Origin of the sequence: Thermodesulfitimonas autotrophica, from assembly GCF_003815015.1 — a bacterium.
GTDB classification, from domain to species: Bacteria; Bacillota; Desulfotomaculia; order Desulfotomaculales; family Ammonificaceae; genus Thermodesulfitimonas; species Thermodesulfitimonas autotrophica.
Genome location: NZ_RKRE01000003.1, coordinates 166903 through 192402, shown reverse-complemented (window position 1 = coordinate 192402; position 25500 = coordinate 166903). Strand labels below are relative to the sequence as shown.

Genomic DNA, 25500 nt, shown 5'->3' with positions numbered 1-25500 from the left:
TCATTCCTCCCCTCCCGTCGACCGGAGGTAGGCCTCCTGTTCCGGACTGAGCCGGTCAATCGCGATGCCGAGCGACCGGAGTTTGAGTTCGGCCACCCGGTTGTCCACCGGCGCCGGCACCTGATAGACCCGCCGCGCGAGGCCCGCCCCCTCTTCCAAAACGTAACGGGCCGATAGCGCCTGCAGCGCGAAAGAAAGGTCCATGATCTCCGCCGGGTGCCCGTCACCCGCCGCCAAGTTAACCAGGCGGCCTTCGGCCAAAAGGTAGAGCCGCCGGCCGTCAGGCATACGGAACTCCTCGATATTCTCCCGCACCACCCGGCGGGAAACGGCCAGGCGGCTTAGGTCCGGCAGCGAAATTTCGACGTTGAAGTGCCCGGCGTTGGCTAGCAAAGCCCTGTCTTTCATCCGTTCAAAGTGTTCCGCCCGCAGCACGTCCCGGCAACCGGTGGTAGTGATAAAGATGTCGCCCCGCTCTGCGGCGGCCAGCGAGTGCATCACCTCGAAGCCATCCATGACCGCCTCGATCGCCTTCACCGGGTCGACCTCGCAGACGATCACCTTCGCCCCCAAGCCTTTAGCCCTCAGACTCACGCCTTTCCCGCACCAGCCGTAGCCGAAGACCACCACGGTCTTCCCCGCCACAAGGAGGTTGGTGGTCCGCATGATGCCCGCCCAGACCGACTCCCCGGTGCCGTAGCGGTTGTCGAAGAGATACTTGGTGCGGGCGTTATTCACCGCCACCATCGGGAAAAGGAGGCGTCCCTCCCGCTCGAGGGCGTAAAGGCGCAGGACACCAGTAGTCGTCTCTTCACATCCGCCGATAACTTCGCCGCCTATCTCTTTCAGGTCGGTATGCAGCAAATGGACAAGATCCCCGCCGTCATCAATCACAATGTGCGGCTTAATTTTGAGCGTCTCGCTCAGGTGCTCCCGGTACTCTTCCGGCGTCGGGTTGTACCAGGCGTAAACCTGGACCCCCTCCGCCGCCAGCGCCGCCGCGATTTCATCCCGCGTGGAGAGGGGGTTGGAGCCCGTCGCCGCCACCGTTGCGCCGGCAGCCTGCAAAACCAGCGCCAGGTAAGCGGTTTTCGCCTCGAGGTGGATACTCAAAGCTATCCGGATCCCCTTGAGCGGTTGCTCCCGCACAAACTCCTCCCGGATGATGTTCAAAACCGGCATGTGCGCCGCGACCCATTCGATCTTCTGCCGCCCAAGCGGGGCAAGCTCCGGATTACGGATCAGACTTCTACCCAATTGGCAAGACCTCCTGATTATCCTTAAAATTATAAGGCGGGTAAAAGACGCCCTTCTCCGTGATGATCGCGCTCACCAGGTCCGCCGGGGTTACGTCAAAGGCCGGGTTCCAGACGCGCGTGCCCGGCGGCGCCACAGCAACCCCGGCGAAAGAGGTGACTTCCGCCGCGTCTCGTTCCTCGATAGGAATGGCGCTCCCGTCGGACGCAGCCGCATCAATCGTGGATAGAGGCGCCGCAACGTAAAACGGCACCCCGTGGTGCCGTGCCAGCACTGCCAGGCTGTAGGTCCCAATTTTGTTCGCCACGTCGCCGTTGGCCGCAATCCGGTCCGCCCCAACGATCACCGCATCGATCCCCTTTTTAGCCATCAGATACCCGGCCATCCCGTCGGTGATCAGCGTTACCGGAATTCCGTCCTGCTGCAGTTCAAAAACCGTCAGCCGCGCACCCTGCAAAAGCGGCCGCGTCTCGTCCGCGTAAACCATCTTGATCTTACCTGCCGCGTGCGCCGCCCGGACGACGCCGAGCGCCGTCCCGTAGCCGCACGTCGCCAGCGCCCCCGCGTTGCAGTGAGTCAGCACCCGCGCCCCTGGGGGCAGAAGCGCCGCCCCGTAAGCCCCCATTGCCCGGTTCGCCGCCGCATCCGCCGCGCAGATCCGCGCCGCTTCGGCGACCAACCGCGCAACCACCTTTTCCGGCTCCTCACCCGCCGCGATGTCTAATACCCGGAGCTGCCGCGCGACCGCCCACCGGAGGTTAACCGCCGTCGGCCGCGCCTGCGCGATCTCCGCCGCAGCGGCCCGCACCCGCGCCGCGAAGCCTTCTCTCCCCTCCCGCGCGGCCGCCACCGCCGCCAGCACCACCGCGTAAGCCCCCGCCGCCCCGATGGCCGGCGCCCCGCGCACCGCCAGCCGCTTGATCGCCTCGATCACCGCCCGGTAATCGGTGAGCGATAGGTAACGCGTTTCGTGCGGCAGGAGTGTCTGGTCGAGAAAGTAGAGCGTACCGTTCTCCCAGCGTAGCGTCTCCATTACTTCGCCTCCACCGGACCGGAAACCGCGTGCCGGCAGGCGCAGTCCGCCTCCGGATCAAGCAGGGTAACCGCCTCTAGCAGAAGCCGCCGGATATTTTCGCCCTGAACCTTCATCATCTCCACCACCTCCTGGTGGCTGAGCCGGTAAGCGGCAATGCCGGCGGCAAAATTGGTCACCATCGCTACCGCCGCGTAACAGATCTCCGCCTCCCGGGCGAGCACCACCTCCGGCACACCCGTCATCCCCACCAGGTCCCCGCCGAGCTCGCGGAACATTTTGATCTCCGCGGGGGTTTCGAAGCGCGGCCCTTCAGTGCAAACGTAAATGCCGCCGTCATGGGCCGGCAGCCCCAAGCCGCGCGCCGCCTGAACGAGGATCTTCCTGAGCCTTGGGCAGTAAGGCTCGGTAACGTCGATGTGCACCACCCCTTCCGGGCCACCCTCGAAAAAGGTCTGCTTACGCCCTTTGGTGAAGTCCAGGAACTGGTCGACAAAAACAAACTGGCCCGGCCGCATCTCCGGGTTGAGCGAGCCGACCGCTGCCGTCGCCAGGATTGACCGCGCCCCCGCTTGCTTGAGCGCCATGATGTTCGCCCGGTAATTCACCAGGTGCGGCGGTACCGTGTGGGCCGCACCGTGGCGGGGCAGGAAAATCACTTCCCGGTCCCTGTAAAAGCCCCGGGTTATTTTAACGTCCCCGTACGCCGTGCGCACCGTCTCCTCGGTAGGCTGCTCTAAAAGCTCCGGGTCGTAAACTCCGGTACCGCCGATGATGGCAATCGCCGCCATAAATTCACCCCGTTCTGCCCGACCTGATTTAATCGAAAATTGCGGCCACAAATTCCTCTGGATTGAAAGGCATCAGGTCCTCGATTCTTTCCCCCGTGCCGACAAACTTCACGGGAACATCAAGCTCCTTTTTTATCGCCACGACTACGCCGCCCTTGGCCGTGCCGTCGAGCTTGGTCAGCACAATGCCGGTAAGCCCTGTCGCCTCCCCGAAAAGCTTCGCCTGGTTGATCGCGTTCTGGCCGGTCGTGGCGTCAACAACCAGAAGGACTTCGTGCGGCGCACCCGGCACCTCCCGCGCCGCCACCCGCCGCAGCTTTTTCAGTTCTTCCATCAGGTTGGTCTTCGTGTGGAGTCGCCCCGCGGTATCAACCAGGACCACGTCTGCCCGCCGCGCCTTAGCCGCCTGAAGCGCATCGTAAACGACCGCCGCCGGGTCGGAACCCTCCCGCTGCTTAATAATCTCCACGCCGGCCCGCCGGGCCCATACTTCTAACTGGTCGATCGCGGCCGCGCGAAAAGTGTCCGCCGCAGCCAAAATCACCTTCTGCCCCTGCTCCCGAAAGTAATAAGCCAACTTCCCGGTGGTGGTAGTCTTCCCCGTTCCGTTAACGCCTACCATTAAGATCACGGCTGGCGGCTCGTCGGGAAGCACTAGGGGCGCAGTTTCCGTACCTAAAAGGCGCAAAACCTCCTCCCGGAAAAGGGGTTTCAGCTGCTCCGGGTCGCTTATCCGGAGCTCCCTCACCCTCGCCCTTACCCGTTCGACGATCTCCAGCGCCGCCGCAACACCCACATCCGCCTGGATGAGCGCCTCTTCGAGTTCTTCGTAAAGGCTCTCGTCTATCTCGCGGCGCCGGGAGATGACATTTTCAATCTTCTCGACAAAGGTTTCGCGGACCTTCGTCAACTTCTCCCGCAGCTTGCCGAAAAGCCCCACGCCCGATCCTCCTCAAGAACATTCACCGTCGAACACTTGGTGTTTAGTATTCAACGCGACTGACGCGAAATTCTTGCCAGCGCCTCCCGCGCTGCCCGCTGTTCCGCCTCTTTCTTGGAACGCCCTTCCCCGCGCCCCAGACACTCACCCCGGTAAAAGACGCCGGCCGTAAAAACCTTCGCGTGGTCCGGCCCTTCCTCCTTGAGGATAACATACGAAACGTTTTCTGGCGACTTCTTCTGCAGGAGTTCTTGGAGTTCAGTCTTGTAATCCCGTTCCTGCCGTCCGTGGAGCACGTCTTCAATAACGGATTTGAGCTTCCCTAGCGCAAATTCCGCCGCCACCTCTATCCCTTTATCTAAAAAGACGGCCCCCAACAACGCTTCGAAGGCGTCGGCCAAGATCGACGGGCGCTCCCGCCCCCCCGACTGGCTCTCGCCCCGCCCCATGAAGAGGGCTTCCCCCAGCCCGAGCTCCCGCGCGACCCGCGCTAACGAAGACTCACAGACCACCGCCGCCCGCAGCCTGGTAAGCTCACCCTCGCTCTTCCCGGGAAAGGTACGGTAGAGATAGTCGCTGATCACCAGCTCCAGGACGGCGTCGCCTAAAAACTCTAACCGCTGGTTGTTCGTCACCCCGGGGTGCTCGTATGCGTAGGAGCCGTGCGTGAGCGCCTGGCGCAGGAGCCCCTCATCGTGCCAGATGATCCCTAACTTGGCTTTGAGTTCCTCGTAACCCCGGTCCACCTATCAAACACCCCTAAAAAACTTTGGGGGCCGGAAGCCCCGCTGCCGGCTTCAGCCCCTCCACGGTACCTTGCTTTTCTTAAGCCGGAAAACGTTTAAAAATCAGGGTGGCGTTATGCCCGCCAAAGCCCAGTCCGTTCGAGAGCGCCACATCCACCTGCGCCCGCCGCGCTTCGTTGGGCACGTAATCGAGGTCGCATTCGGGGTCGGGATTCTCGTAGTTGATCGTCGGCGGAATTACGCCGTGCGTGATGCTCAGGACACAGGCCGCAGCCTCGATGCCCCCGGCGGCACCCAAAAGGTGCCCCGTCATCGACTTGGTAGAGCTTACGGGGATCCGGTAGGCAAATTCCCCGAAAACCTTCTTGATCGCCATCGTTTCGACCTTATCGTTGAGCGGAGTGGAAGTCCCGTGGGCGTTGATGTAGTCCACCTCTTCCGGCCGCAAGCGGGCGTCCGCTAACGCGCGGGCCATCGCCTTGGCCGCCCCCGCACCATCGGGATCGGGCGCCGTGATATGGTAAGCATCACAGCTCTGCCCGTAACCCGCAACTTCCGCGTAAATCCGGGCACCCCGGGCGAGGGCGTGCTCTAACCGCTCCAGAACAAGCACCGCAGCCCCCTCGCCGATCACAAACCCGTCCCGCGCCGCGTCGAAGGGCCGGCAGGCCTTCTCGGGCTCATCGTTTCGGGTAGACATCGCCTTCATGGCGCAAAAACCGGCCAGCGCTACCGGGGTGATGGCTGCTTCGGCGCCCCCCGTCAGCATCACGTCGGCCTCTCCCCGCTGGATGATCCGGAAAGCCTCGCCGATGGCGTGGTTGGACGAGGCGCAGGCGGTTACCACCGTGCTGTTGGGGCCGTAAAACCGGTGGTAGATCGCGATGTAGCCCGCGCCCATGTTAGCGATCATCATCGGGACGAAAAAGGGGCTCACCCGGTTCGGCCCGCGGGAAACAAGCACCCGCGTCTGCTCCTCAAAGGTGCCGATTCCCCCGATGCCGCAACCCAAAACCACCCCGACCCGGTCGCGGTCGAGCGCCTCCGTAGCTATCGCCGCATCCGATAGCGCCAAGTTAGCAGCCGCAACCGCAAATTGCGTAAAGCGGTCCATCCGCCGGGCCTCTTTTTTATCGATGTACGCCTCCGGATCAAAATCGCCGACCTCGGCGGCGATCTGGGTCTTGAATTCCGAAGCGTCAAAACGGGTTATCCGCCTGACGCCCGACCGCCCCTTTACAAGCGCCTCCCAGAAGGCCTCTTTACCGGTGCCCACCGGGGAAATAACCCCCAGTCCGGTCACTACAACGCGCGGGGACAAAAACGCACCCCCCGGAATACCACTCTTCTTATCCTGCTGACTGATGCCTTCCGACTCGTCTCAGAGTTTCTCCTGGATGTAGTTGACGGCGTCACCCACCGTCCGGATCTTCTCGGCATCCTCGTCCGGGATCTCCATCTCGAACTCCTCCTCAAAGGCCATGACCAGCTCCACCAGGTCGAGCGAATCTGCCCCGAGGTCGTCCACAAAGGAAGCATCCATCGTTACTTCGTCTTCTTCGACACCAAGCTGCTGGATGATGATTTGCTTGACTTTCTGGAAAATCGACGACGACATAAGGTCCGGTTCACCTCTCTTTGGCGTGATAAGATTAAAGGGTCATGCCACCATCAACCACTATTACCTGACCGGTGATGTATCTGGCCAGATCGCTGGCCAGAAAAACCACCACGTTTGCCACCTCCTCGGGTTCACCGAAACGTCCAAGAGCAATCCGCTCGCGCAGCCGCTCCTTCACCCCTTCAGGGAGCCCGGCCGTCATCTCGGTCACGATGTAACCCGGCGCCACCGCGTTCACCGTTATGTTCCGCGAGCCCAGCTCCCTGGCCACCGCCTTTGTAAAACCGATGATCCCCGCCTTTGCTGCCGCATAATTCGCCTGTCCCGCATTACCTGTAAGGCCGATCACCGAACTAACATTTATTATCCGGCCCCAGCGCGCTTTCACCATCGCCCGTGCCGCCGCGCGGGTGCAGTTGAAGGCACCGCGCAGGTTAACGCCCACCACCGCGTCCCAATCTTCATCCTTCATCCGGAGGAGCAACCCGTCGCGCGTAATCCCGGCGTTGTTCACCAGGATGTCCAGCCGCCCAAACGTGCCCAGAGCAAAATCGACGAGCGCCGTGGCCTCACCCGCCTGCGAAACGTCGGCGCGACAGGCGGCAGCCCTTCTACCTATCCCTTCGATTTCCGCAACCACCGCCTCGGCTTCGGAAGCCCGGGAAACGTAGTTGACCACCACGTCCGCACCGGCCCGGGCCAGCGCCAAGGCCGTCGCCTTGCCGATGCCCCGGGAGCCGCCCGTGACTATCGCCACCCTGCCATTAAGATACATTTTAGCCAACCCCTCTCCGCAAAGCAACCGGGTCTAAAACCTTATTCCCTTTTATAACAAACCCGCCTTCCGTAAAAAGGTAAGGGTAGCCTCAAGCGAGGCCTGATCCTCGACGTTACAGCAGTTAACCCCGGGCGCTATCCGCTTAATAAGCGTGGACAACACCTTCCCGGGACCCACCTCTACGAAGACCCCCACCCCATCCGCTACCAGCCGCCGGATGCTCTCCTCCCAGAGCACAGGGCTGTAAATCTGCCGGATCAGGGCGCTCCTCACCTCCGCCGCGGTACTGATATAATCCCCGCTGACGTTGGCCACTACCGGAAAGGCCAGTTTCTTCACCTGAACCTTCTCCAACTCAAGGGCAAAGAGCTCACTTGCCCGCCGCATGAGTGACGAATGGAAGGGACCGCTCACCGGCAGAATAACGCTTTTCTTCGCTCCCGCCTCTTTGGCGAGCCGCACCGCCTCCTCGAGCGCAGGCATCTCGCCGGCAAGCACAACTTGCCCGGGACAGTTGTAGTTTGCGGCTTCGACAACCCCTTTGGCCCGCGCGGCGCGGACCACCTCCCCGATGCGCTCCCGGTCGAGACCCAAAACCGCCACCATACCGCCACTCCCGAGGGGTACCGCTTCCTGCATCAACTGCCCGCGCCGCCGTGTCAGGCGCACCGCAGCGGCGAAATCGAGGGCCCCGGCGGCGACAAGCGCCGCGTACTCACCCAAGCTGTGACCGGCAGCGACGTCGGTCCCGACTCCATGCGCTCGCAACACCGCAAGCGCCGCAATGCTCGCCGTCAGCACCGCCGGCTGCGTATTTACCGTTTTTTGCAGCTCTTCTTTAGGCCCCTCAAAGCAGAGGGTGCTTAATGAGAAGCCAAGAACCGCATCGGCCTGGGCAAAAACCTCCTGCGCTTCGGCATAACGCCCGTAAAAATCCCGGCCCATGCCCACATACTGCGAACCCTGTCCCGGGAAGACGAAGGCGATCTTCATTCTCGGGCCCCCTCAGTAGCGCAATACCACTCCACCCCAGGTCAAACCCGCCCCGAAAGCAACAAGAAGCACGGCCGTCCCAGGCTTCACCTTGCCGCTTTTAACCGCCTCGTAAAGCGCGATAGGGATGGAAGCTGCCGATGTGTTACCGTAGCGATCCACATTCACAAAAATCTTTTCGGGCGGGAGATTGAGCCGTTTAGCAACGGCGTCGATAATCCGAACGTTCGCCTGGTGCGGAATGAAGCAACCAAGTTCTTCTGGCTCAAGGCCCGCTCGCCGCAGCGCCTCGAGCGACGCCTCTTCCATAGAGCGAACGGCGAACTTAAAAACCTCCCGGCCGTTCATGTGCAGGTAATGGAGACCGGCCTGCACCGTTTCCGGAGAGGCGGGCAGACGCGCCCCGCCTGCCGGTAATTTAAGAAGCTCGCTCCCGGAACCATCCGCCCGCAGGTAAAGCGAGAGTATCCCGCGCGGGGGTGCGACCGGCTGCACCACCGCCGCCCCGGCCCCGTCACCGAAAAGGACACAGGTGGTCCGGTCCTTCCAGTTGGTCACCCTGGATAGGGTATCGGCGCCGATCACCAGCACGTTGCGGTAACACCCCGCATTGATAAATTGCGCCGCCACCGCTAGCCCGTAAACAAAGCCGCTGCACCCGGCCTCCAGATCGAAGGCCGCCGCCTGCTTTGCCCCCAGGCGGTCCTGTACCAGACAGGCGGTAGCCGGAAAGAGCATGTCCGGCGTGGCCGTAGCCACGATCAGCAACTCGACCTCTTCAGGACGCAAACCCGCCGCTGCCAGCGCACCCTTCGCGGCGTTGGCGGCAAGATCGGAAGTGTTCTCCTCCGGAGCCGCGATCCGCCTTTCCCTGATCCCTGTTCTTTCCTGGATCCAGGCGTCACTCGTCTCGACCATCCGTTCCAGGTCGAAATTCGTCAGCACGCGTTCCGGGACGTAAACGCCAAGACCGGTTATCCCGGCGGTCAGCCCATCTTTACCCATTAACCGTTCTAACTCCCCCTGCACTTCGCCCCGCAAGACCTGCGCCGATCGTTTGGACGAGCCCGCTGCGTACCGCTTCAACCGCCACCCGGATGGCGTTTTTGATCGCTCTGGCCCGCGAGCTCCCGTGCGCTACCACCACAACGCCGTTCACCCCGAGGAGGGGAGCACCGCCGTACTCCGCATAATCCAGACGACGCCGCAGTCCACGCAACAAAAAAAGAACCATTCCGAGAGCCACCTTCGCCGGCAAGTTGTGAGCAACCTCGCGCCGGACCATCACCTCAAGCGCCTGGGCCAGCCCCTCACCAGCTTTCAAGAGAACGTTACCCACAAAACCGTCGCACACCACCACGTCCGCCCTGCCGTTGAAGACATCCCGCCCCTCAACGTTACCGATAAAGTTTAAACGCTCCTGCTTGAGAAGAGGAAGGGCGCTCAGCGTGAGCTCGTTCCCTTTGGTTTCCTCCTCACCGATGCTCAGAATCCCCACCCGCGGGGCTTTAATTTTCAGGACGGTCGTCGCGTAGGCCGCACCCATAATGGCGAACTGGACGAGGTGCTGGGCTTTCACGTCCACATTCGCCCCCACGTCAAGCAGCACCGTGTAGCCCTGCGGGTTAGGCATCAAGGTCATTAAGGCCGGCCGGTCCACACCTTCAATCCGCCCAAGCCCAAAAAGCGCGGCCGCCATCACCGCGCCGGTGTTGCCGGCAGAAACCATCGCGTCGGCCTGTCCCTCTTTGACCAGTTGCACCGCCCGGACAATGGAGGAATCCTTCTTGCGCCGGACAGCCTGGACAGGGTGTTCGGCCATCGCAATGACCTCGGTGGCAGGCACGATCTGCACCCGGTTAATTTCTTTTGGCCCCAATAAGGGTTCGAGGCGAAGCTTATCGCCAACAAGCAGCACTTCGATCCCGTAAGCGGCAGCCGCTTGCACCGCCCCTGCCACCACTTCGGCTGGGGCGTAATCGCCCCCCATCGCATCAACCGCTACCCGCAACCAAAGACCCTCCTTGCCGGAGCGGCGCTTAAAAGTCTGTGACCAAGAGCTAAAAAATAGGGTCCTGGCGCATCAAAGCCAAAACCCCACCAACCGGGCAGTTACTTTGCCTCTTCTTGGGCCAAAACCTTCCGCCCTTTGTACTGGCCGCAGGTCGGACAGACAGCGTGGGGCCGTTTCAGCGCCCTGCAGTGCGGGCAGACAACCAACCCCGGCGCCGCAATCTTCAACTGCGCCCGGCGCAAACGCTTGCGCTGCTTAGAGACTCTCCTTTTTGGTACTCCCATTCCCGCTACCTCCTAACTATAACAACTTCTTCAATACCGCCAGGCGCGGATCTCCCTCGCCCGCCGGACACCCGCATGCGCCCTCATTAAGGTCCTTCCCGCAACGGGGGCAAAGCCCCCGGCAATCCTCCCGGCAGAGCGGCTTCATCGGCAAAGCCAGGAGGAGGCTTTCAATAACCTGATCAGTGAAATCGAGGTCGTCCGCGGCCAGCGGAATTTCTTCTTCGGGACCCGCCGCCCCGTGTAAGCGGTACTTTTCCTCGATCCGTCCCGCGAGCTCTACGGCAAATTCCTTAAGGCACCGGCTGCACGCCAGGCGCACCGTGGTCCTCGACTCACCCACCGCCCACAAAAAGTCACCGGCATTGGTGATTGTGAGCACCAGCACAACCGGGGAAACGACCGGTATCGGTTCCGCCGCTCCGCCCGGGAGCGACCGGATCGTGCCTGTAAGCTCGTACCGGCGCTCTTCTGCCGGCGCCTGCTTAAGCTTGGCTACGCTAACTGTAAACAATTGCCCACCCCAATCAAATCCTGATTATACCGGCCACCTAAACCACTGTCAAGTAAAAGCGGTCGAAGGCATCATCTTCTTGCTGCGCGCATAAAAGATTGGGGAGGTGAAACTCTTGCGCCCCCACACACCCAAGACCGTCCTGGCAATAACCATAGTCCTCCTTCTCCTGCTAATGATCACCTACCCGGCCGCCATTTACCGGGGCGCAGCGAAGGGACTCGCCGTTTGGTGGGGGATCGTCTTTCCCGCGCTCCTACCCTTTTTCATCGTCACCGAACTCTTCCTTGCCCTCGGCGTCGTCCACTTCTTAGGGGCGCTCCTTGAACCGCTGACGCAGAAGGTCTTCCGCCTCCCCGGCGCCGCCGCTTTCGCCATTACCGTCGGTTTCACCTCTGGCTACCCGATGGGCGCCGCCGTTGCCGCCCGCCTGAAGACGGAAGGACTCCTTTCCGCCGTAGACGCCGCCAGGCTGGCCGCTTTTGCCAACAACGCCAGCCCCCTCTTCATCCTCGTTGCGGTAGCGGTCGGCATGTACCGTAACCCGCAGCTCGGCCCTTTCCTGGCCGGAATTCATTACGCCAGCAACATCCTTACCGGCCTCACCCTCGGCCTTCTCGCCCGCGCCCGCGCCCCCGCCTCCCGCCCCGTTGCTGCCTGGCAGCGGGCGGTGGAGGCACTCGCGGCAACCCAGCGCAGCGATGCCCGCAACGTCGGTCAGCTTGCAGGTGACGCCGTGCGTCACGCTATCAATAACCTTTTCACCATCGCGGGCTTCATCTGCATCTTCGCCGTCATCCTGCAACTTTGCAGCGAGGTGCCGCTGCTCCGGGCGCTCATGCAGGCCTTAGGCAGCCTCCTGCAAAAAATCGGCGTGCCGGAGGAGCTCTGGCCAGCGGTCGGTGCCGGCTTCTTCGAGATCACCCTGGGAGCCAAAACCGCCGCTGCCGCCGCCGCGCCCCTGAGCCAGAAGCTGATGCTCACCGAAGCGATCCTGAGTTGGGGTGGCCTCTCCGTGGTGATGCAAGCCTTGAGCTTCCTCGCAGCAGCGAAGGTCCCGGGCGGCCTCTTCCTTCTGGGACGTTTCCTTCAGGCGCTTTACGCCTGCGCCCTGACGTACGTCTCGTTTCCCTTCTTCGCGCCGCGCCTCTCCCAAGCCGCGGCAGCCGCCCTCCCCGCGGCAGCACCCTCCTTCACCGCCACCCTGGCCGGCGCCACGCTTACCTGCTTCGGGGCAAATCTGGGGCTTTTAGCGCTGGGCTTGCTGACCGCCATCACCGGCAGCTGCATGAACCGCCGCGCGCGCAAGAAATAAGCCGGCAGCGAGTTCAGCCGCTCTCCCAAGTAAGATTCATCTCTCAGGCGCCGCGACTCCCGCACCCCGTTCCCGGAGTCCCGTGAGCAGCAGCTCTTTAAGCGTCTGCAGGATGCTCTCGTAACGGTACCGCGTCTCAAAGACGAAGGCGTTGAGTGCAGCCACCGCTACGGCACCGAATACCGCCGTGGCCGCCGCATCAACCTCCAGGTTCTTGCGGATCACACCCTCCGCCTGCCCCTTTTCGATCAGGTCCTTGATGATGCGGATGTAACCCGAACGCAGCCGCTCTACCTGCTCCTCCCACCTGGTGCCCAGCCCCCAGACCTCGCTCAAAAGAAGCTTGCAGTAGTCCCGGTACTCCTCAAAGAAACTGAGCTGCGCGCCAATCAAGGCCTCAAGTTTGCCGGGAATATCCTCCCGGCGCGCCACCTCGCGCCTGACGGCGCTTTCCAGCCTTTCGATGCCCTCCTCGATGAGCGAAAGAAAGAGCTCCTTTTTGCTCCGGTAGTTATTATAAAGAGTGCCTTTGGCAATCCCGGCACGCCGAGCGACCTCTTCCATCGTGGCCCTGGCAAATCCTTTCTCGGAAAAGACGGCCACGGCAGCATCAAAGATGGGCAAACGTTTGCGGCGAGTGCGCATCATGAGAAGAGACCTCCCGTTTTCTCGCTACCCCCGTTCTCATTTTTCGACAACAGCATAACACGGTGACCCCTAAAACCGCAAGAATACCAAAGATTACCGCCGGGTTAAAGGCGTCGTCGAGGGCGCATACGGCCGCCCGCAAATGAAGCTGCGCGGCAACCACCGCCCACGTAGCGGAAGAATCACCGGTTCCCGCAAGCGCCCACCGCAGCCGCGCCACAAGCTCGGAAAGCAGCGGGTAGTCATAGGTCAGCCTTTCCGCCACTGGACGGTGTCAATGTCAGTGCCGAACTCGGCCATCAGGTGGGGGATGGCCACATTCACCACGGTGATGTCGAGAAGGTCGAGGGCCAACCCGGCGACAACGGCGGCGAGAATCAACCATCTCTGGGGCACAGGAGCTTCCTCCGGGAGAGAAATTTCCGGCACCACTTTAGCCACCACTGTGCAGACAACTGCCTGAACCCGTAACTTAAAATGGTCCAGAGGACCTTCCAGCCCTCCCAGTAAATCCTATCCCCCGGCCCGTTGATCCGGTAGTAAAGCACGCCCAGAAGAGCGATTACGATCCCGGTAACAACGATTCCACCGGGAACGTGCCGCTCAAGCGCAAAGACGAGTAGCCCGAGGAATAGCGCCAGCGCCAGTTTTTCAAGGTGAGGGCGGCGCGCGTAGAAGAATGTGTACTCTTTACCGGGCGTTTTACCGTACCGCAAGAGGTAGCGCCCCTCTGCGCTGTAGGCGGCAACGTAGACGGCCAGGCGCTGGCAGTATACAAGCAGGCAGGGAAAGAAAAGCGGCCATACCCCCGTTACGGCGGCGTAACCCGCAGCAAACCTGACGAGGGAACCGGTGGCCGCCACCCCGGCGTTAAGCAGCGGGACCCTTTTAACGCTGTCGTACAAGAGCTGGATTGCCGGCAAAAGCAGCGCGAAGGGCAGTACCTGGGGCCGGCACCAAAGCAAAAAAACGATCCCCGCGATCATCCGCAGCGCGGCCAAGAGGGGCAACCACTTTACCGGAAAATACCCGCCCACCGAAGCCCGCTCACTTTTCCGCGGGTGGAGCCGGTCACACCCAACGTCTTTATAGTCGTTAAGCCAGTATTTGGCCTGATTGATCAAAAACTCGATTCCTAACCAGGCAACGGCTATGTCAGCTATCGAAAAGTGGCGGTCCAGCGCTACCCCGTAGGCAACGCCACCCCAAAAGTAGATCGCGCCGCCGGTGATCGCTCCCGGACGGGGCAGCAGCAGGTATAAAGCGAGCTTTTTCAATTTGCCCGGGTGCAAATTTTAATAATCCCTCCTAAAATACTTCCCTTTGCGGCCGGTCATAACAGTCTAGGGTCGGAGTGTTGACCGTTAAGTATAATCTTTGAACGTATGAGTTCAAGAACCAAGAAAAAGCTTATCAACCCCTGCCCAAAATGTCAACCCCGCCGGGGCACCAAGATACAGCAGGAACAGCAGTAGAAGCGGAAGGTCAACAATTTTGCCGAACGCTGGTGGACCCACCCTTGAACCGTAGCAAACAACAGGGGCATACCCAGGGGAGCTATAGCCTTCGGCAGCAGGCGCATGTTATACTTATTGGTGAAAAATCGTCGCGGTAACCCGACGCGCCTTATTCTTAAATGAATGGAGGGAGGAGCAAGTGTTTGCAGTCGTTGAAAGATTAGCCCTGGCGGGTATCGGTGCGCTGGCGGTAATCACAGAAAGAACCGACAACATGATCCGCGAGCTTGCCCAAAAAGGAGAAACGAAGCGCGAAGAAGCGCGCCACCTCTTCCGGGAGCTGGCCGCTAAGGGAGAGCAGAAAAAGGCCGAGTTCCTGTGCCGCCTGTGCCAGAAAACCAACTTGAAGGAAGCGCTGTCTTTAGTCACCAGGGAGGAACTTGAGGAACTGAAGGAACGGATTGCGCGCCTGGAAGAACAGCTCGCCCAAAAGTGAGGCTTTTCTTCCTCACAGGCCCTTTTAGGCGCACAGCGCTTTAGCTTTTAAAATTTCCGCGCCGCCACCGTGATAGAATAAACGAGGAAGATTCGCCCTCTGGGAGAAGCGCTCCATGCACTTTTACCTGCGCAAGCGCTACAAACATTTTTCCCGCTACCGGGGAATAGCCAACGTGCTCGTACGGCACGGTTTTAGTTACCTGGTGTACGAACTCGGCCTATCCGAATTCATAGATTCCCGGCGCCGCCGGAAAACTCCACCAGAAGCCGCGCAGGTGAAAGAGAAGCTCTCACCCCCTGTGCGGCTCCGTCTCGTCCTCGAAGAACTGGGCCCCACCTTCATCAAACTAGGGCAGGTCCTCTCTACCCGCGGCGACCTCCTTCCGCCCGACTATATCGCCGAACTTGAAAAGCTTCAGGACCAGGTGCCTCCCTTTCCTTTCGCCCAGGTGCGGGAACACATCCGCACGGAACTCGGCCTTCCCCTGGAAGAAATCTTCGCCACCTTCGAAACCGCTCCTGTGGCCGCTGCCTCCATCGGCCAAGTCCACCGGGCCACTTTACGCGACGGCACCCCGGTGGTGGTCAAGGTGCAGCGGCCGGGGATAGAGAAGATTCTTACGACGGACCTGGAGATCCTCCACGACGTGGCCAGGTTCCTGGACCGGCACGGACCGTGGCGCGAACTTTACTCCTTAGAGGAAATGGTGGCCGAGTTTGAAAAAATCTTGCGGGAAGAAGTGGACTTCACGGTGGAAGGACGCCACGCGGAAACCTTCCGCCGCCACTTCAGCGACGACCCCACCGTCTACTTCCCGGCCGTATACTGGGACTGGACCACCCGGAAAGTGCTGGTAATGGAAGAAGTGGCGGGAATCAAGTTAACCAACCCCGACGAACTCGTGCGTCAAGGGATAGACCGGCGGCTGGTGGCCCGCCGCCTCGCCAACGCGCTGTTGAAACAGATTTTCTTGCACGGCTTCTTCCACGGCGATCCCCATCCGGGTAATCTGGCCGCCCTGCCCGATAACCGGGTGCTCTTTATGGATTTCGGGATCGTGGGGGCAATAGACGAAGAGCTGCAGGAGAAAATCGGGGACCTGGTTCTGGGGCTCGTCCGGCGGAGCACTCCCCAGGTGATGCGCGCCGTGGAGAGCTTGGGAGCAGTGCCGCCGCACGCAGACCGGAGCGCGCTACGCCGGGATATTGACGGTCTGCGCCAAAAGTATTACGAAATCCCTTTAAGCCAGATCAGTCTCGCCGAATCAATGCGGGACATACTAGCCGTGGCCTTCAAGCACCAGATCCGGATACCGACCCAGCTCTCGCTGCTAATTAAATCCCTGGTTACCGCCGAGGGAGTGATCGCCCGGCTCGACCCGGAACTCAGCATCGTGGAACTCGCCCGCCCGCTGGCCCGGCGCCTGGCGGCCCGCCGCCTGCGGCCACCAGCGCTTCGAAGGATGGTGTTGGCATACCTTGAAGAGTACCACCGGCTGCTTACCCGCCTCCCCGACCGAGTGGACCGGATTTTGGAGCTGGCTGCCGGCGGCGAACTGAAAATAAAGGCGGTAAACCCGGATACGGACCGCGTCATGCGCCGCCTCAACGCCATGGTTAACCGCCTGGTATTCGCTATCCTTCTCGCTTCCCTGATTGTCGGTTCTGCTTTCCTCTTAAGTTCCGGACACCATACCTTGTGGGGCTTACCGCTCGCGAAGGCCGGCTTCGTTGCGGGGATAGCGCTCAGCGCCGCCCTGGTCTTCTCCATCCTGCGCTCCCGGCCGTTCTGAAACGCTACTTATTCATTCCCTTCAGCTCCGCCCGGCCCTGCTGAATCTCCTTGGTAATCCGGTTAAGGCGCTCTTCGAGCCTGGCCAAAATCTCATCCGCGTATTCCCGCGCGCCTAATTTCATCTCCCGCGCCACCTGTTCCGCCTTACCCAGAATCTGCTCTGCCATCTCCTTCGCCTGGCGGACAACCTCGTTCTCCTCCGCCCTTTTCTCGGCTTCCCGGCGCGCCTCCTCGATGATCCGCTCGGCCTCTTTACGCGCTTCCTCAATCACCTTCTCGCGTTCCTGAACCACCCACTTCGCCTTGCGGACATCATCCGGGAGGATGGTGCGGATGCGGTCCAGGATGTCGAGGATCTTTTCCTCGTCAATCAACACCTTCCGCGTGAGCGGGACCCGGCTACTCGACTCGACCAGTTCTTCGAGTTCATTAATTACCGACAGCAGTTCCACCCTATCCCTCCTCAAAAATAACGTCGGAGCTCTACCCGAACATGCGCCGCTTCCTACCACGTTCGCCCCGAAACCTCTTCCTCTACGCGGAGAAATCACCCTCATTTTCCCGGGAACCGCTAAACTTGGCCCGTAAAGCAGCTTCCACCAGCGGCGGCACCATATCCTTCAGGCAACCGCCGTAAAAGGCCACCTCCTTCACCGCGCTTGAACTAATGAAAGAGTACTTCGCTTCGGTCATCAGAAAAAGCGTTTCGATCTCGGGGGCTAACTTCTTGTTGGTAAGGGCCATCACGAATTCGTTCTCGAAATCAGAAATCGCCCGTAAGCCCCTGATTATGGCGCAGGCACCCTGTTTTCTGGCATAGAAGACGGTGAGTCCACTATAAGCGTCAACCTTTACGTCAGGAAAACCGGCCAGCACGCTGCGGAGCATCTCTACCCGCTCGGTCACCGGAAACAGAGGTTTCTTGTGGGGATTTTCCGCTACAGCAACAATCACGCGATCGAAAAGAGCGCGGGCCCGGACGATGATGTCCAGGTGACCATTGGTCACCGGGTCAAAACTCCCCGGATAAACCGCAATTTTCAACTGCCTTCCTCCTCGCAAGCATAAAAAGAAAGAAGGGTATCGCCGTACCGCTCGCGCCGCCATAAGCTAAGCGAGCCGATTTCTTCCGGCAACCCATCCCGCCAGTCGCTTTCCGCGATGGCCAAACCACCCGGTGCAAGAAGACCTTTACCGGCGATCTGCGCTAGCGCCTTCAACTCGTAGCCCTTCCGGTAGGGCGGGTCGATGTAGATCAGGTCGAAGCGCTCACCCTTCCGGGCAAGAATGTTGAGTGCGGCCAGAGCATCCTGAGGATAGACAACCGCCCTCGTACCTGCCAACCCCGTCCGCCTCAGGTTCTCGCGGATAAGGTTTGCCGCCCGCTCGTTGCGTTCAACAAAAACGACCCGCGCCGCACCACGGCTCAGAGCCTCAATGCCGACGCTTCCCGTCCCGGCAAAGAGATCCAGAAACCGCGCCCCGGGAATCCGCACCGCCAGGATGTTGAAAAGCGCCTCCCGTACCCGGTCCGCAGTGGGCCGAATACTCCGCCCTGGGGGCACAAGCAACCGGCGCCGCTTGGCCGTGCCGGCAATCACCCGCATCCTCTGTCGCCTCTAAAATTTGTTGTGACGCGGTAAATTTAGCTTAATTATAACACAGGCCCAGGCAAAAGGCAGTTTTTTTTGCATAAGCAATCCCCCGGCAGGAAATCATAAATGCCAGATATTTTAAGGAGGCAACAGGGTGCTCGATCTGGCGGTTGAAGCCCACGAACTGGCTCGCGCGCGCACCGGCACAGAGATCCCGGGGGTCACCGTAGAACGGGAAACCCTCCCTTACGCCACCGTCACCACCGTTCGCGTGGAAACCGCAGAAGCCGAAAGGATAATGCAGAAACCCCGGGGCACCTATATCACCATCGAAGCGCCAGCCCTCCGGGATAACAACCGCCGGGCCCACAAGCCAATCGTCGAACTCCTGGCCCAGAAACTCCGACTCTTGTTGCAAAACCTAAACCTTCCCGAAACAGCAAGCGTCCTGGTCGTGGGGCTCGGGAACTGGCACGCCACGCCCGACGCCTTAGGTCCACGGACAATTGATTACACCCTGGTTACCAGGCACCTGCACCGTTACGCACCGCAAGAACTCCGCGGGGGAATGCGGGAGGTGAGCGCCATCGCCCCCGGCGTCCTCGGTATCACCGGCATTGAAACCGCAGAAATCATCCGGGGCGTGGTAGAAAAGATCCGGCCGGCCTTAATCATCACCGTGGACGCGTTAGCCGCACGGAACGTCGAAAGGATAACCACCAGTATTCAGCTCGCCGATACCGGTATCAGCCCGGGCTCGGGGATCGGGAACGACCGTACGGGTATCAATTACGAAACGATGGGCGTCCCCGTCATCGCTATCGGTGTCCCTACCGTCGTCCACGCTGCCTTCATCGCGAGCGACGCGATGGAAAAGCTGTGGCAGGAACTCAACAAGAACCCGAACCTGCAGCGGGTGTACAAGTTTCTCCACCCGGAGTTGGTCCAAAACGTGGTCGATACTCTGCTGGCACCATTTGGCGGGCGGTTGATGGTCACGCCAAAGGAGATTGACAGCCTAATACAAAACACTGCGAAAATTATCGCGGGCGGTATCGCTACGGCCCTCCATCCCGGAATCCCGGCGGAAGAGTTCAGCCTCTACCTCGGATAAAGGCGGGGGGCCAGGCGATCCTTGCCAAGCGCGGGGCAGATTCGCGCGGCAGAAAAATTTTAGGCGGACCAGCCCAAGCCCGTTGAACCGGTCCGCCTGGAGGAGCTATTTTAGAGCCGCGCGGCACCAGTGGCACCAACGTTTGCCGCGAGATTCTGCTCATAGGCCATGATCATCCGCCGGACCATGTGTCCCCCGATGGCCCCGTTCTGCCGCGAGGGAACGTCGCCGAGGTAGCTGCCGGGCGGGAGGTTAATGCCGACTTCGCGGGCAATCTCCCACTTCATCTGGTCGAGCGCCACCCGGGCCTCGGGCACCAGCACCCGGTTCGTCCGCTGTCCTTGCGCCACTTGACTTCACCTCCTTGATTTTTTCTGTCTTTATTTTTTGTCCCCGCGCAGCCGGTCATACCCGGTAATTTTTTTATTAACGAGTTCGGATTTGACAAAACAAAAAAATTTTTTATTTAGTGGTAGAGATTTTAAACAATTAGCTAACTAAATTTTTAATATTAGCGAAGCGCGCTTCGAGCTCTGCTTTTATCATCCGGCCGGCAGGGGAAACAAGGTCGGGATCCCGTTCTAAATATCGCGCCGCCTCGGTGCGCGCCAGCTCTAAAAGGGCATGATCACGCAGGATGTTAGCAACCTTGAGCTCCGGCAACCCGGACTGGCGCGTGCCGAAAAACTCGCCCGGCCCCCGCAGCCGCAGGTCTTCTTCGGCCAGGGCAAAGCCGTCCGCCAGCGTGGTCAGGGCTGACATACGCGCCGCCGCCTCCGGAGTTGTCCGCTCGGCAATGAGGATACAGTAGGAAGCGTGCGCGCCCCGTCCGACGCGCCCGCGGAGCTGGTGCAGTTGCGCGAGCCCGAAACGGTCGGCGTCCAGGATGACCATCACCGTGGCGTTGGGGACGTCTACGCCCACCTCAACTACCGTCGTCGCAACCAGGAGCTGCACGTCGTTCCGCCGGAAGGCGGCCATTACCTTATCTCTTTCCTCGAGCTTAAGCCGCCCGTGTAAGAGACCGATCCGGAAAGCGGGGAAGATTTCTTCCAGCTCACGCGCCAATTTGCTGGCGGCCTGAGCGGCAAGCTGCTCCGATTCTTCGATAAGGGGACAGACAAAATAGGCCTGCCGCCCCTTCTCGACCTCCGCCCGGACAAAACGGTACACCCGCCCGAGTTCCGCAGGCCGGAGCCATACCGTCTTGACCGGCTGCCTTCCCGGCGGCAGGGCGTCAATCACCGTAAGGTCGAGGTCACCGTAAAGAGTAAGCGCCAGCGTCCGCGGTATGGGTGTGGCAGTCATTACCAGAACGTCTGGAGTTTTCCCTTTGGCCTGCAGCAACCCCCGCTGCCGCACCCCGAACCGGTGCTGCTCATCAATCACCACCAGACCAAGCCGCTGAAAGGAAACCTCCTCCTGAATCAGCGCGTGGGTTCCCACGACCACCGCCGCCTCTCCGTTAGCCACCGCAGCAAGCCTTTTGAGCCGCTCTTCTTTTTTTGTGCTCCCCGTCAAAAGCACCGCTTCGATCCCGACGGCCGCGTAAAGTTCCCGGAGATTGAGGTAGTGCTGCTCGGCCAGGATCTCCGTAGGCGCCATCAGGGCTCCTTGGAGCCCGTTTTCCGCTGCCTTAGCCAGCGCCAGCGCCGCCACCACCGTTTTGCCGGAACCCACGTCTCCCTGCAGGAGCCGCTGCATCGGATAGCGGCTTTCCATGTCCCGGGCAATTTCTCGCCAAGCGCGCTCCTGCGCCGGGGTTAAGGTAAAAGGAAGGTGCTCCCTTAAGGCCCGGACTTTAGGGCCATCCGCGCCGCAGCGGTGTTCTTTTTCCACCGCCAGCACCCGCTGCCGGTGACGCAAGAGGGCCACCTGAAGCAGAAAAAGCTCTTCGAAAACGAGCCGCCGTCGCGCTTCTTCCGCCTCCGCCATGCTTTCCGGAAAATGAACCGCACATAGCGCCCGCCCCCGTTCCAAAAGGCCATGGGAGGCAAGCAGGTCCGGCGGTAAAATCTCGGGGCAAGATGCGGCCTCCGCCTTCAGGGTGTTAAAAACAACGGTGCGTAGCATGCGCTGCGAAAGTTTTTCGGTCAGCGGGTATACCGGAACGATACGCCCGGTACTGAGCCCCTCGTCCCCTTCCCCCGCTTCAAACTCCGCGACCTGGATCTCAGGCACACCGAAGCCGTATTTCACCTTCCCGGTCACCGTCAGGCGGGCCCCCACCTTGGCCACCTTTTTCACGTACGGCTGGTTGAACCAGACGGCGTAAAAGATACCCCAGCGGTCCCGCAACGCCACCCGCAAGACGCTCATCCCGGAACGGGCGCGCGTTTCCTGAACCGCTACCACCTCTCCCTCCGCAGTAGCCGTTTCCCCTTCCCCGTAGGCTTTCACCGGCCGGCAGAGCGTTCGGTCCTCGTACCGCCGCGGCAGGTGGTAGAGCAGGTCACCCACGCTGTGAATGCCGAGGCGGGCGAGGAGCCGCGCCCGCTGCGGGCCCACTCCTTTGAGGTACTGCGCCGGTTTCTCCCAGATACTCGCCACTTTTGCCCTCCGAACCAGGTTTTTCTTTCGCCGGCACCGGCTTTCGCCCTCCATCTACAACACAGGAAGGAGAGCCATCAGGTGCCCGTTCTTTAACGCAAATTTCCACACCGCGCGCCGGAATCCTACCGGGCCGCTTCGTAAAGATGACTCGCCCCGGAAAGCACCGGTGGCCGTTCGTTGACGGTAAAGAAATCTTTTGTTAAACTGGAAAATGTCAGGCGAAAAACGCATTAAACCCTCTGCGCGCGAAATAATGATAAGCGGAGAGGAGATAGCGGCCGGAACTTAAAAGTCAGAGGCCAAAACTTCGAACGGTGAACCGTGAACCTATTCCGGAGGAGTTATGCTAACAATTGGCTTTCCCCGCGCGATGGCGTATTACTACCTTTACCCGTTCTTTCGCACTTTCGCCGAAAGCCTGGGGGCCGCCTTCGTCGTTTCGCCGCCCACCACCAAGGCAACCCTCAACAAGATGGAATTCTGCCCGACGGACGAGCCCTGCGTCGCGGTTAAACTCCTTTTCGCCCATGTAAAGGAGCTTCTCGAGCGCGATATCAACCATATTCTCATTCCGTGCTTAGTGAGTGTGGAACCGGATAATTTCTGCTGCCCGAAGTTTATCGGCATTCCCTACATGGTGCAGAACGCCCTCCGCGACGACGCCAGGGTGCTTATCCCCCGGATCGACCTTTACCGGGGAGACGACGCCTGGCAGGAGTCTTTTGTAGCGGTGGCGCGAAGCCTCGGCGTCAACTCGCGCCGCCAGGCGCTCGCGGCGCTGCGGAAAGCCGCTATGGTACAGCGCAGATTCGACCGGACGGTGGCGGAAAAACGCCTCACCATCGAAGAGGCCTACCAGCTCTACGACAAGGGCAAGCTCTTCAACGGAGGGCCGCCGAGCACGCCAACAGCAAAAAAGCCGGTAATCGGCGTGGTGGGCCACCCGTACATCCTTTACGACACCATTAGCCTGGATATCCTGAAACAGGTGCGCCACTACGGTCCGGTGCTCACCGCCGAGATGGTGCTGCCGGAAGTGGCCAAAAAAGAAATCGACTCCATCGCCGAAGGAGAGCGTCTCTGGAGCTTCGAGGCGCAGGTTCTGGGCGCGGCGCTCCATTTCCTGCGGCAGCACTTGGTGGACCGCCTCATCCTGGTCGGTTCTTTTGAATGCGGACCGGAGTCGATTATCGAATCGTACGTGGAAGATGAAGCGCGCCGGCAGGGAGTTCCCTTTTTGCTGCTGACGCTCGACGAGCATACCGGTGAGGCGGGACTGGTAACGCGCATCGAGGCCTTTATGGACGTAGCTCCCGAAAAACGGCCGGAGGTACAGGTACCGGTGCCGGCACCCGAGCGCCGGCTTTTGCCCGGCCCGCCGCCCGAACGGATGGTCGTCGGCCTTCCGTCCATGGGGCACCTCGATCTCGCCATCCGCTGCGCCCTGGGCGAGTGCGGCATCGACTCGCTGCCCACGCCGCACGCCTCCAAGGAAATCATTGAACTGGGAAAGGCGCTTTCCCCCGAATTCGTTTGCCTTCCCTTCGTGATCACCCTCGGGCAGATGCGCTACCTCTTAGAGCGCGGCGCTACCCACCTCTTAATGGTCGGGGGAAAGGGAAAGTGCCGGCTCGGCTGGTACGCCCAGATTCAGGAGCAACTCCTGCGAAAGTTAGGTTACGAATTCGAGATGATCATCATCGACTCCCCGGTGCCTTTTGCCCGCCGCTGGAGCAAATTCCGGGGCGCGATTAAGGAAGCCACCGGGAACGCTTCCTGGTGGCGGATCATCAGGGCCCTGTACAACGGCTACCACCGCATCGCAGCCATCGACCGGGCCGAAAAAGAGTGCCACCGCATCCGGGCTTTCGAACGGCAGCAGGGCACCGTCGACAAGCTCTTCCGGCGGTTCGTCCGGGCTGTGGAGCAGGCACCGGATTCCACCACGGTGCAGCAGCTGCTCCGGAACTTCTTAGAGGAAGCCAACAGCATCGAAATGGAGGAAACCAACCCCGTTCGGGTGCGGGTTCTGGGTGAAATCTGGGTGGTGCTGGAGAGCTACGTGAATATGCACTTGGAGCGGCTGCTCGGTCGCTCTACCGACCCCCGGGTCTGGGTGGACCGGGAGATCTCGGTGACCAACTGGTTCCACCAGCATATTTTTCCCACCCGGGAGGCACTGCGCCGGCGGGAAGAAATCAAGCAAGCGGCCAAGCCTTATCTCGGCACCGAGGTTGGGGGGCACGGACACATTAGCGTGGGGCTCACCGCCCTCGCCCGCCAGGAGGGGATCGACGGCATCATCCACCTGATGCCCTTCACCTGCATGCCGGAAATCGTCGCGCAGAATATCCTGGTGCAGCTGAGCCAGCGTTTTGACATCCCGGTCCTCACCTGGATCATCACCGACCAGACGGGCGAGGCCGGCTTCGAAACGCGCATCGAGGCTTTCTTAGACATCCTCAAAGAACGAAAGCTCGCAGGGGGGCTTTAAGGGATGGCCAACTTTATCGGCATCGATGTCGGCAGTGTAACCACGAAGGTAGTGCTGATAGACCAGAAGGAGAATATCCTCTTCGACACCTACCTGCGTACCGAAGGAGGGCCCATCCAGGCAATCCAGCGGGCCTTCAGGCAGCTTTACGAGCAATTAGGGGAGGTCGAGGTCGCCGGCGTCGGGACCACCGGTAGCGGCCGCCGCTTAGCAGGGATAATGGTCGGGGCGGACATCGTGAAGAACGAGATCACCGCCCACGCCGTCGCCGCGCGCTGGGTGGAGCCTAAGGTCGGGACCGTAATCGACATCGGGGGACAGGACTCGAAGATCATCTTCTTTCAGAACGGCGTCCCCATCGGGTTTAACATGAACACGGTCTGCGCCGCCGGCACCGGGTCTTTCTTAGACCACCAGGCGGTGCGCCTGGGCATCCCCATCGAGCAGTTCGGCGAGTACGCCCTGAAATCGACCAACCCGATCAAAATTGCCGGTCGCTGCGGCGTTTTCGCCGAATCAGACCTGATTCACAAGCAGCAGATGGGTTACAAAAAGGAGGACCTTATCGCCGGGCTCTGCTTAGCGCTGGTCGGCAACTACCTGGCCAACGTGGCGCGGGGGCGGAAGATTGAGCCGGTTGTTCTTTTTCAGGGCGGAGTAGCCGCCAACATCGGGATGCGGGCCGCCTTCGAGCAGCGCCTCGGGATGGAGATTGTTGTCCCTGGTCCCTTCAAGGTAATGGGTGCGCTCGGCGCCGCCCTCTTAGCCAAGCGCAACTACGAGCGCCGCCGCCAACCTTCTAAGTTCAGGGGCGCCGCGTCCATTGCCTCCTTCACCTGCATCCCGCGGACCTTCACCTGTGACGACTGCCCCAACAACTGCGAAGTCAACGAGGTTTATATCGCCGGGGAACTGGTGAGCCGCTGGGGGAGCCGGTGCGGCAAGTGGAACAACCTCAACCTTTCCTCCGCCGACCGGAGCGAAAACCGCTGGGGTACAGGGTTGAAAATAAGCCGGAGCTCGTGATAGAATACCTTCACGGTGCTCAAAGGAGGTGGAG

28 protein-coding genes are annotated in these 25500 nt (G+C 60.8%); 6 read left to right on the top strand and 22 right to left on the bottom strand.

Annotated features, from left to right (window positions below):
- From EDD75_RS08375 to EDD75_RS08315, 13 genes are all read right to left on the bottom strand, one after another.
- Entirely contained in the window at positions 1-1257 is a 1257-nt protein-coding gene (locus tag EDD75_RS08375) for an adenosylhomocysteinase (protein WP_123930996.1), read from the bottom strand.
- Positions 1250-2290: an S-methyl-5-thioribose-1-phosphate isomerase gene (mtnA, locus tag EDD75_RS08370; protein ID WP_123930993.1), complete on the bottom strand. Its 1041-nt coding sequence runs from the start codon at positions 2288-2290 to the stop codon at positions 1250-1252. Before mtnA ends, EDD75_RS08375 begins: the two co-directional genes overlap by 8 nt.
- Positions 2290-3081, bottom strand: a complete 792-nt coding sequence (gene mtnP, locus EDD75_RS08365; RefSeq protein ID WP_123930990.1) for an S-methyl-5'-thioadenosine phosphorylase — start codon at positions 3079-3081, stop codon at positions 2290-2292. Before mtnP ends, mtnA begins: the two co-directional genes overlap by 1 nt.
- A gap of 28 nt (positions 3082-3109) precedes the next feature.
- Positions 3110-4021 (bottom strand): signal recognition particle-docking protein FtsY, encoded by a 912-nt coding sequence (gene ftsY / locus EDD75_RS08360; RefSeq protein WP_123930986.1) that lies wholly within the window; start codon positions 4019-4021, stop codon positions 3110-3112.
- A gap of 50 nt (positions 4022-4071) precedes the next feature.
- The gene (gene rnc / locus EDD75_RS08355; RefSeq protein WP_123930983.1) at positions 4072-4767 is read right to left on the bottom strand and encodes a ribonuclease III; all 696 of its coding nucleotides are present in this window, start codon (positions 4765-4767) and stop codon (positions 4072-4074) included.
- Between the two features lie 79 nt (positions 4768-4846).
- Positions 4847-6088, bottom strand: coding sequence for a beta-ketoacyl-ACP synthase II (gene fabF, locus EDD75_RS08350; RefSeq protein ID WP_123930980.1), 1242 nt, complete (start codon positions 6086-6088; stop codon positions 4847-4849).
- Between the two features lie 60 nt (positions 6089-6148).
- A complete protein-coding gene (locus EDD75_RS08345; RefSeq protein WP_123930976.1) occupies positions 6149-6385 on the bottom strand; it encodes an acyl carrier protein in 237 nt (78 codons plus the stop codon).
- Between the two features lie 34 nt (positions 6386-6419).
- The gene (fabG, locus tag EDD75_RS08340) at positions 6420-7163 is read right to left on the bottom strand and encodes a 3-oxoacyl-[acyl-carrier-protein] reductase (protein ID WP_123930974.1); all 744 of its coding nucleotides are present in this window, start codon (positions 7161-7163) and stop codon (positions 6420-6422) included.
- A 51-nt stretch (positions 7164-7214) separates the two neighbouring features.
- The gene (gene fabD, locus EDD75_RS08335) at positions 7215-8159 is read right to left on the bottom strand and encodes an ACP S-malonyltransferase (protein WP_123930971.1); all 945 of its coding nucleotides are present in this window, start codon (positions 8157-8159) and stop codon (positions 7215-7217) included.
- Positions 8160-8171: 12 nt separating this feature from the next.
- Complete coding sequence (locus EDD75_RS08330) at positions 8172-9164, bottom strand: beta-ketoacyl-ACP synthase III (RefSeq protein ID WP_123930968.1); 993 nt, start codon at positions 9162-9164, stop codon at positions 8172-8174.
- Positions 9157-10170, bottom strand: a complete 1014-nt coding sequence (plsX, locus tag EDD75_RS08325) for a phosphate acyltransferase PlsX (RefSeq protein WP_123930965.1) — start codon at positions 10168-10170, stop codon at positions 9157-9159. The genes EDD75_RS08330 and plsX overlap by 8 nt, the downstream gene beginning before the upstream one ends.
- A gap of 101 nt (positions 10171-10271) precedes the next feature.
- Positions 10272-10457, bottom strand: coding sequence for a 50S ribosomal protein L32 (gene rpmF, locus EDD75_RS08320; RefSeq protein WP_123930962.1), 186 nt, complete (start codon positions 10455-10457; stop codon positions 10272-10274).
- Positions 10458-10473: 16 nt separating this feature from the next.
- A complete protein-coding gene (locus EDD75_RS08315) occupies positions 10474-10971 on the bottom strand; it encodes a YceD family protein (protein ID WP_123930959.1) in 498 nt (165 codons plus the stop codon).
- A gap of 115 nt (positions 10972-11086) precedes the next feature.
- On the opposite strand from EDD75_RS08315, the gene EDD75_RS08310 reads away from it, so the two are divergent.
- Positions 11087-12286 carry a nucleoside recognition domain-containing protein gene (locus EDD75_RS08310; RefSeq protein ID WP_123930956.1) on the top strand — a complete coding sequence of 400 codons (1200 nt, stop codon included), beginning with the start codon at positions 11087-11089 and terminating at the stop codon, positions 12284-12286.
- A 36-nt stretch (positions 12287-12322) separates the two neighbouring features.
- Here EDD75_RS08310 and EDD75_RS08305 read toward each other — a convergent pair whose 3' ends face one another.
- From EDD75_RS08305 to EDD75_RS08295, 4 genes are read right to left on the bottom strand one after another with little or no spacing between them, the layout of a single operon-like run.
- Entirely contained in the window at positions 12323-12934 is a 612-nt protein-coding gene (locus EDD75_RS08305; RefSeq protein ID WP_123930954.1) for a TetR/AcrR family transcriptional regulator, read from the bottom strand.
- On the bottom strand, positions 12897-13199 hold the full coding sequence (locus EDD75_RS08300; RefSeq protein ID WP_123930952.1) for a hypothetical protein: 303 nt from the start codon (positions 13197-13199) through the stop codon (positions 12897-12899). The genes EDD75_RS08305 and EDD75_RS08300 overlap by 38 nt, the downstream gene beginning before the upstream one ends.
- Complete coding sequence (locus tag EDD75_RS11230; protein WP_170157777.1) at positions 13184-13330, bottom strand: hypothetical protein; 147 nt, start codon at positions 13328-13330, stop codon at positions 13184-13186. The genes EDD75_RS08300 and EDD75_RS11230 overlap by 16 nt, the downstream gene beginning before the upstream one ends.
- Positions 13312-14226 (bottom strand): UbiA family prenyltransferase, encoded by a 915-nt coding sequence (locus EDD75_RS08295; RefSeq protein ID WP_123930950.1) that lies wholly within the window; start codon positions 14224-14226, stop codon positions 13312-13314. Before EDD75_RS08295 ends, EDD75_RS11230 begins: the two co-directional genes overlap by 19 nt.
- Before the next feature lie 364 nt (positions 14227-14590).
- On the opposite strand from EDD75_RS08295, the gene EDD75_RS08290 reads away from it, so the two are divergent.
- A complete protein-coding gene (locus EDD75_RS08290; RefSeq protein ID WP_123930948.1) occupies positions 14591-14887 on the top strand; it encodes a hypothetical protein in 297 nt (98 codons plus the stop codon).
- Between the two features lie 115 nt (positions 14888-15002).
- The gene (locus tag EDD75_RS08285; RefSeq protein ID WP_123930946.1) at positions 15003-16682 is read left to right on the top strand and encodes an ABC1 kinase family protein; all 1680 of its coding nucleotides are present in this window, start codon (positions 15003-15005) and stop codon (positions 16680-16682) included.
- Between the two features lie 4 nt (positions 16683-16686).
- On the opposite strand, the gene EDD75_RS08280 is transcribed toward EDD75_RS08285, so the two are convergent.
- The 3 genes from EDD75_RS08280 to rsmD all read right to left on the bottom strand — a co-directional run bounded on the left by EDD75_RS08280 (position 16687) and on the right by rsmD (position 18291).
- Positions 16687-17136 (bottom strand): SPFH domain-containing protein, encoded by a 450-nt coding sequence (locus EDD75_RS08280; protein WP_123930943.1) that lies wholly within the window; start codon positions 17134-17136, stop codon positions 16687-16689.
- Between the two features lie 82 nt (positions 17137-17218).
- Positions 17219-17728 (bottom strand): pantetheine-phosphate adenylyltransferase, encoded by a 510-nt coding sequence (gene coaD, locus EDD75_RS08275; protein WP_123930939.1) that lies wholly within the window; start codon positions 17726-17728, stop codon positions 17219-17221.
- Positions 17725-18291 (bottom strand): 16S rRNA (guanine(966)-N(2))-methyltransferase RsmD, encoded by a 567-nt coding sequence (gene rsmD / locus EDD75_RS08270; RefSeq protein WP_123930936.1) that lies wholly within the window; start codon positions 18289-18291, stop codon positions 17725-17727. The genes coaD and rsmD overlap by 4 nt, the downstream gene beginning before the upstream one ends.
- A 142-nt stretch (positions 18292-18433) precedes the next feature.
- On the opposite strand from rsmD, the gene gpr reads away from it, so the two are divergent.
- On the top strand, positions 18434-19393 hold the full coding sequence (gene gpr / locus EDD75_RS08265) for a GPR endopeptidase (protein WP_123930933.1): 960 nt from the start codon (positions 18434-18436) through the stop codon (positions 19391-19393).
- A gap of 110 nt (positions 19394-19503) precedes the next feature.
- On the opposite strand, the gene EDD75_RS08260 is transcribed toward gpr, so the two are convergent.
- Positions 19504-19743, bottom strand: coding sequence for an alpha/beta-type small acid-soluble spore protein (locus tag EDD75_RS08260; RefSeq protein ID WP_123930929.1), 240 nt, complete (start codon positions 19741-19743; stop codon positions 19504-19506).
- Between the two features lie 139 nt (positions 19744-19882).
- The gene (gene recG / locus EDD75_RS08255) at positions 19883-21943 is read right to left on the bottom strand and encodes an ATP-dependent DNA helicase RecG (RefSeq protein ID WP_123930926.1); all 2061 of its coding nucleotides are present in this window, start codon (positions 21941-21943) and stop codon (positions 19883-19885) included.
- 346 nt (positions 21944-22289) lie between these two features.
- On the opposite strand from recG, the gene EDD75_RS08250 reads away from it, so the two are divergent.
- Positions 22290-24440 carry an acyl-CoA dehydratase activase-related protein gene (locus EDD75_RS08250; protein WP_123930924.1) on the top strand — a complete coding sequence of 717 codons (2151 nt, stop codon included), beginning with the start codon at positions 22290-22292 and terminating at the stop codon, positions 24438-24440.
- A gap of 3 nt (positions 24441-24443) precedes the next feature.
- Positions 24444-25466, top strand: a complete 1023-nt coding sequence (locus EDD75_RS08245; protein ID WP_123930921.1) for an acyl-CoA dehydratase activase — start codon at positions 24444-24446, stop codon at positions 25464-25466.
- Positions 25467-25500: the final 34 nt, after the last annotated feature.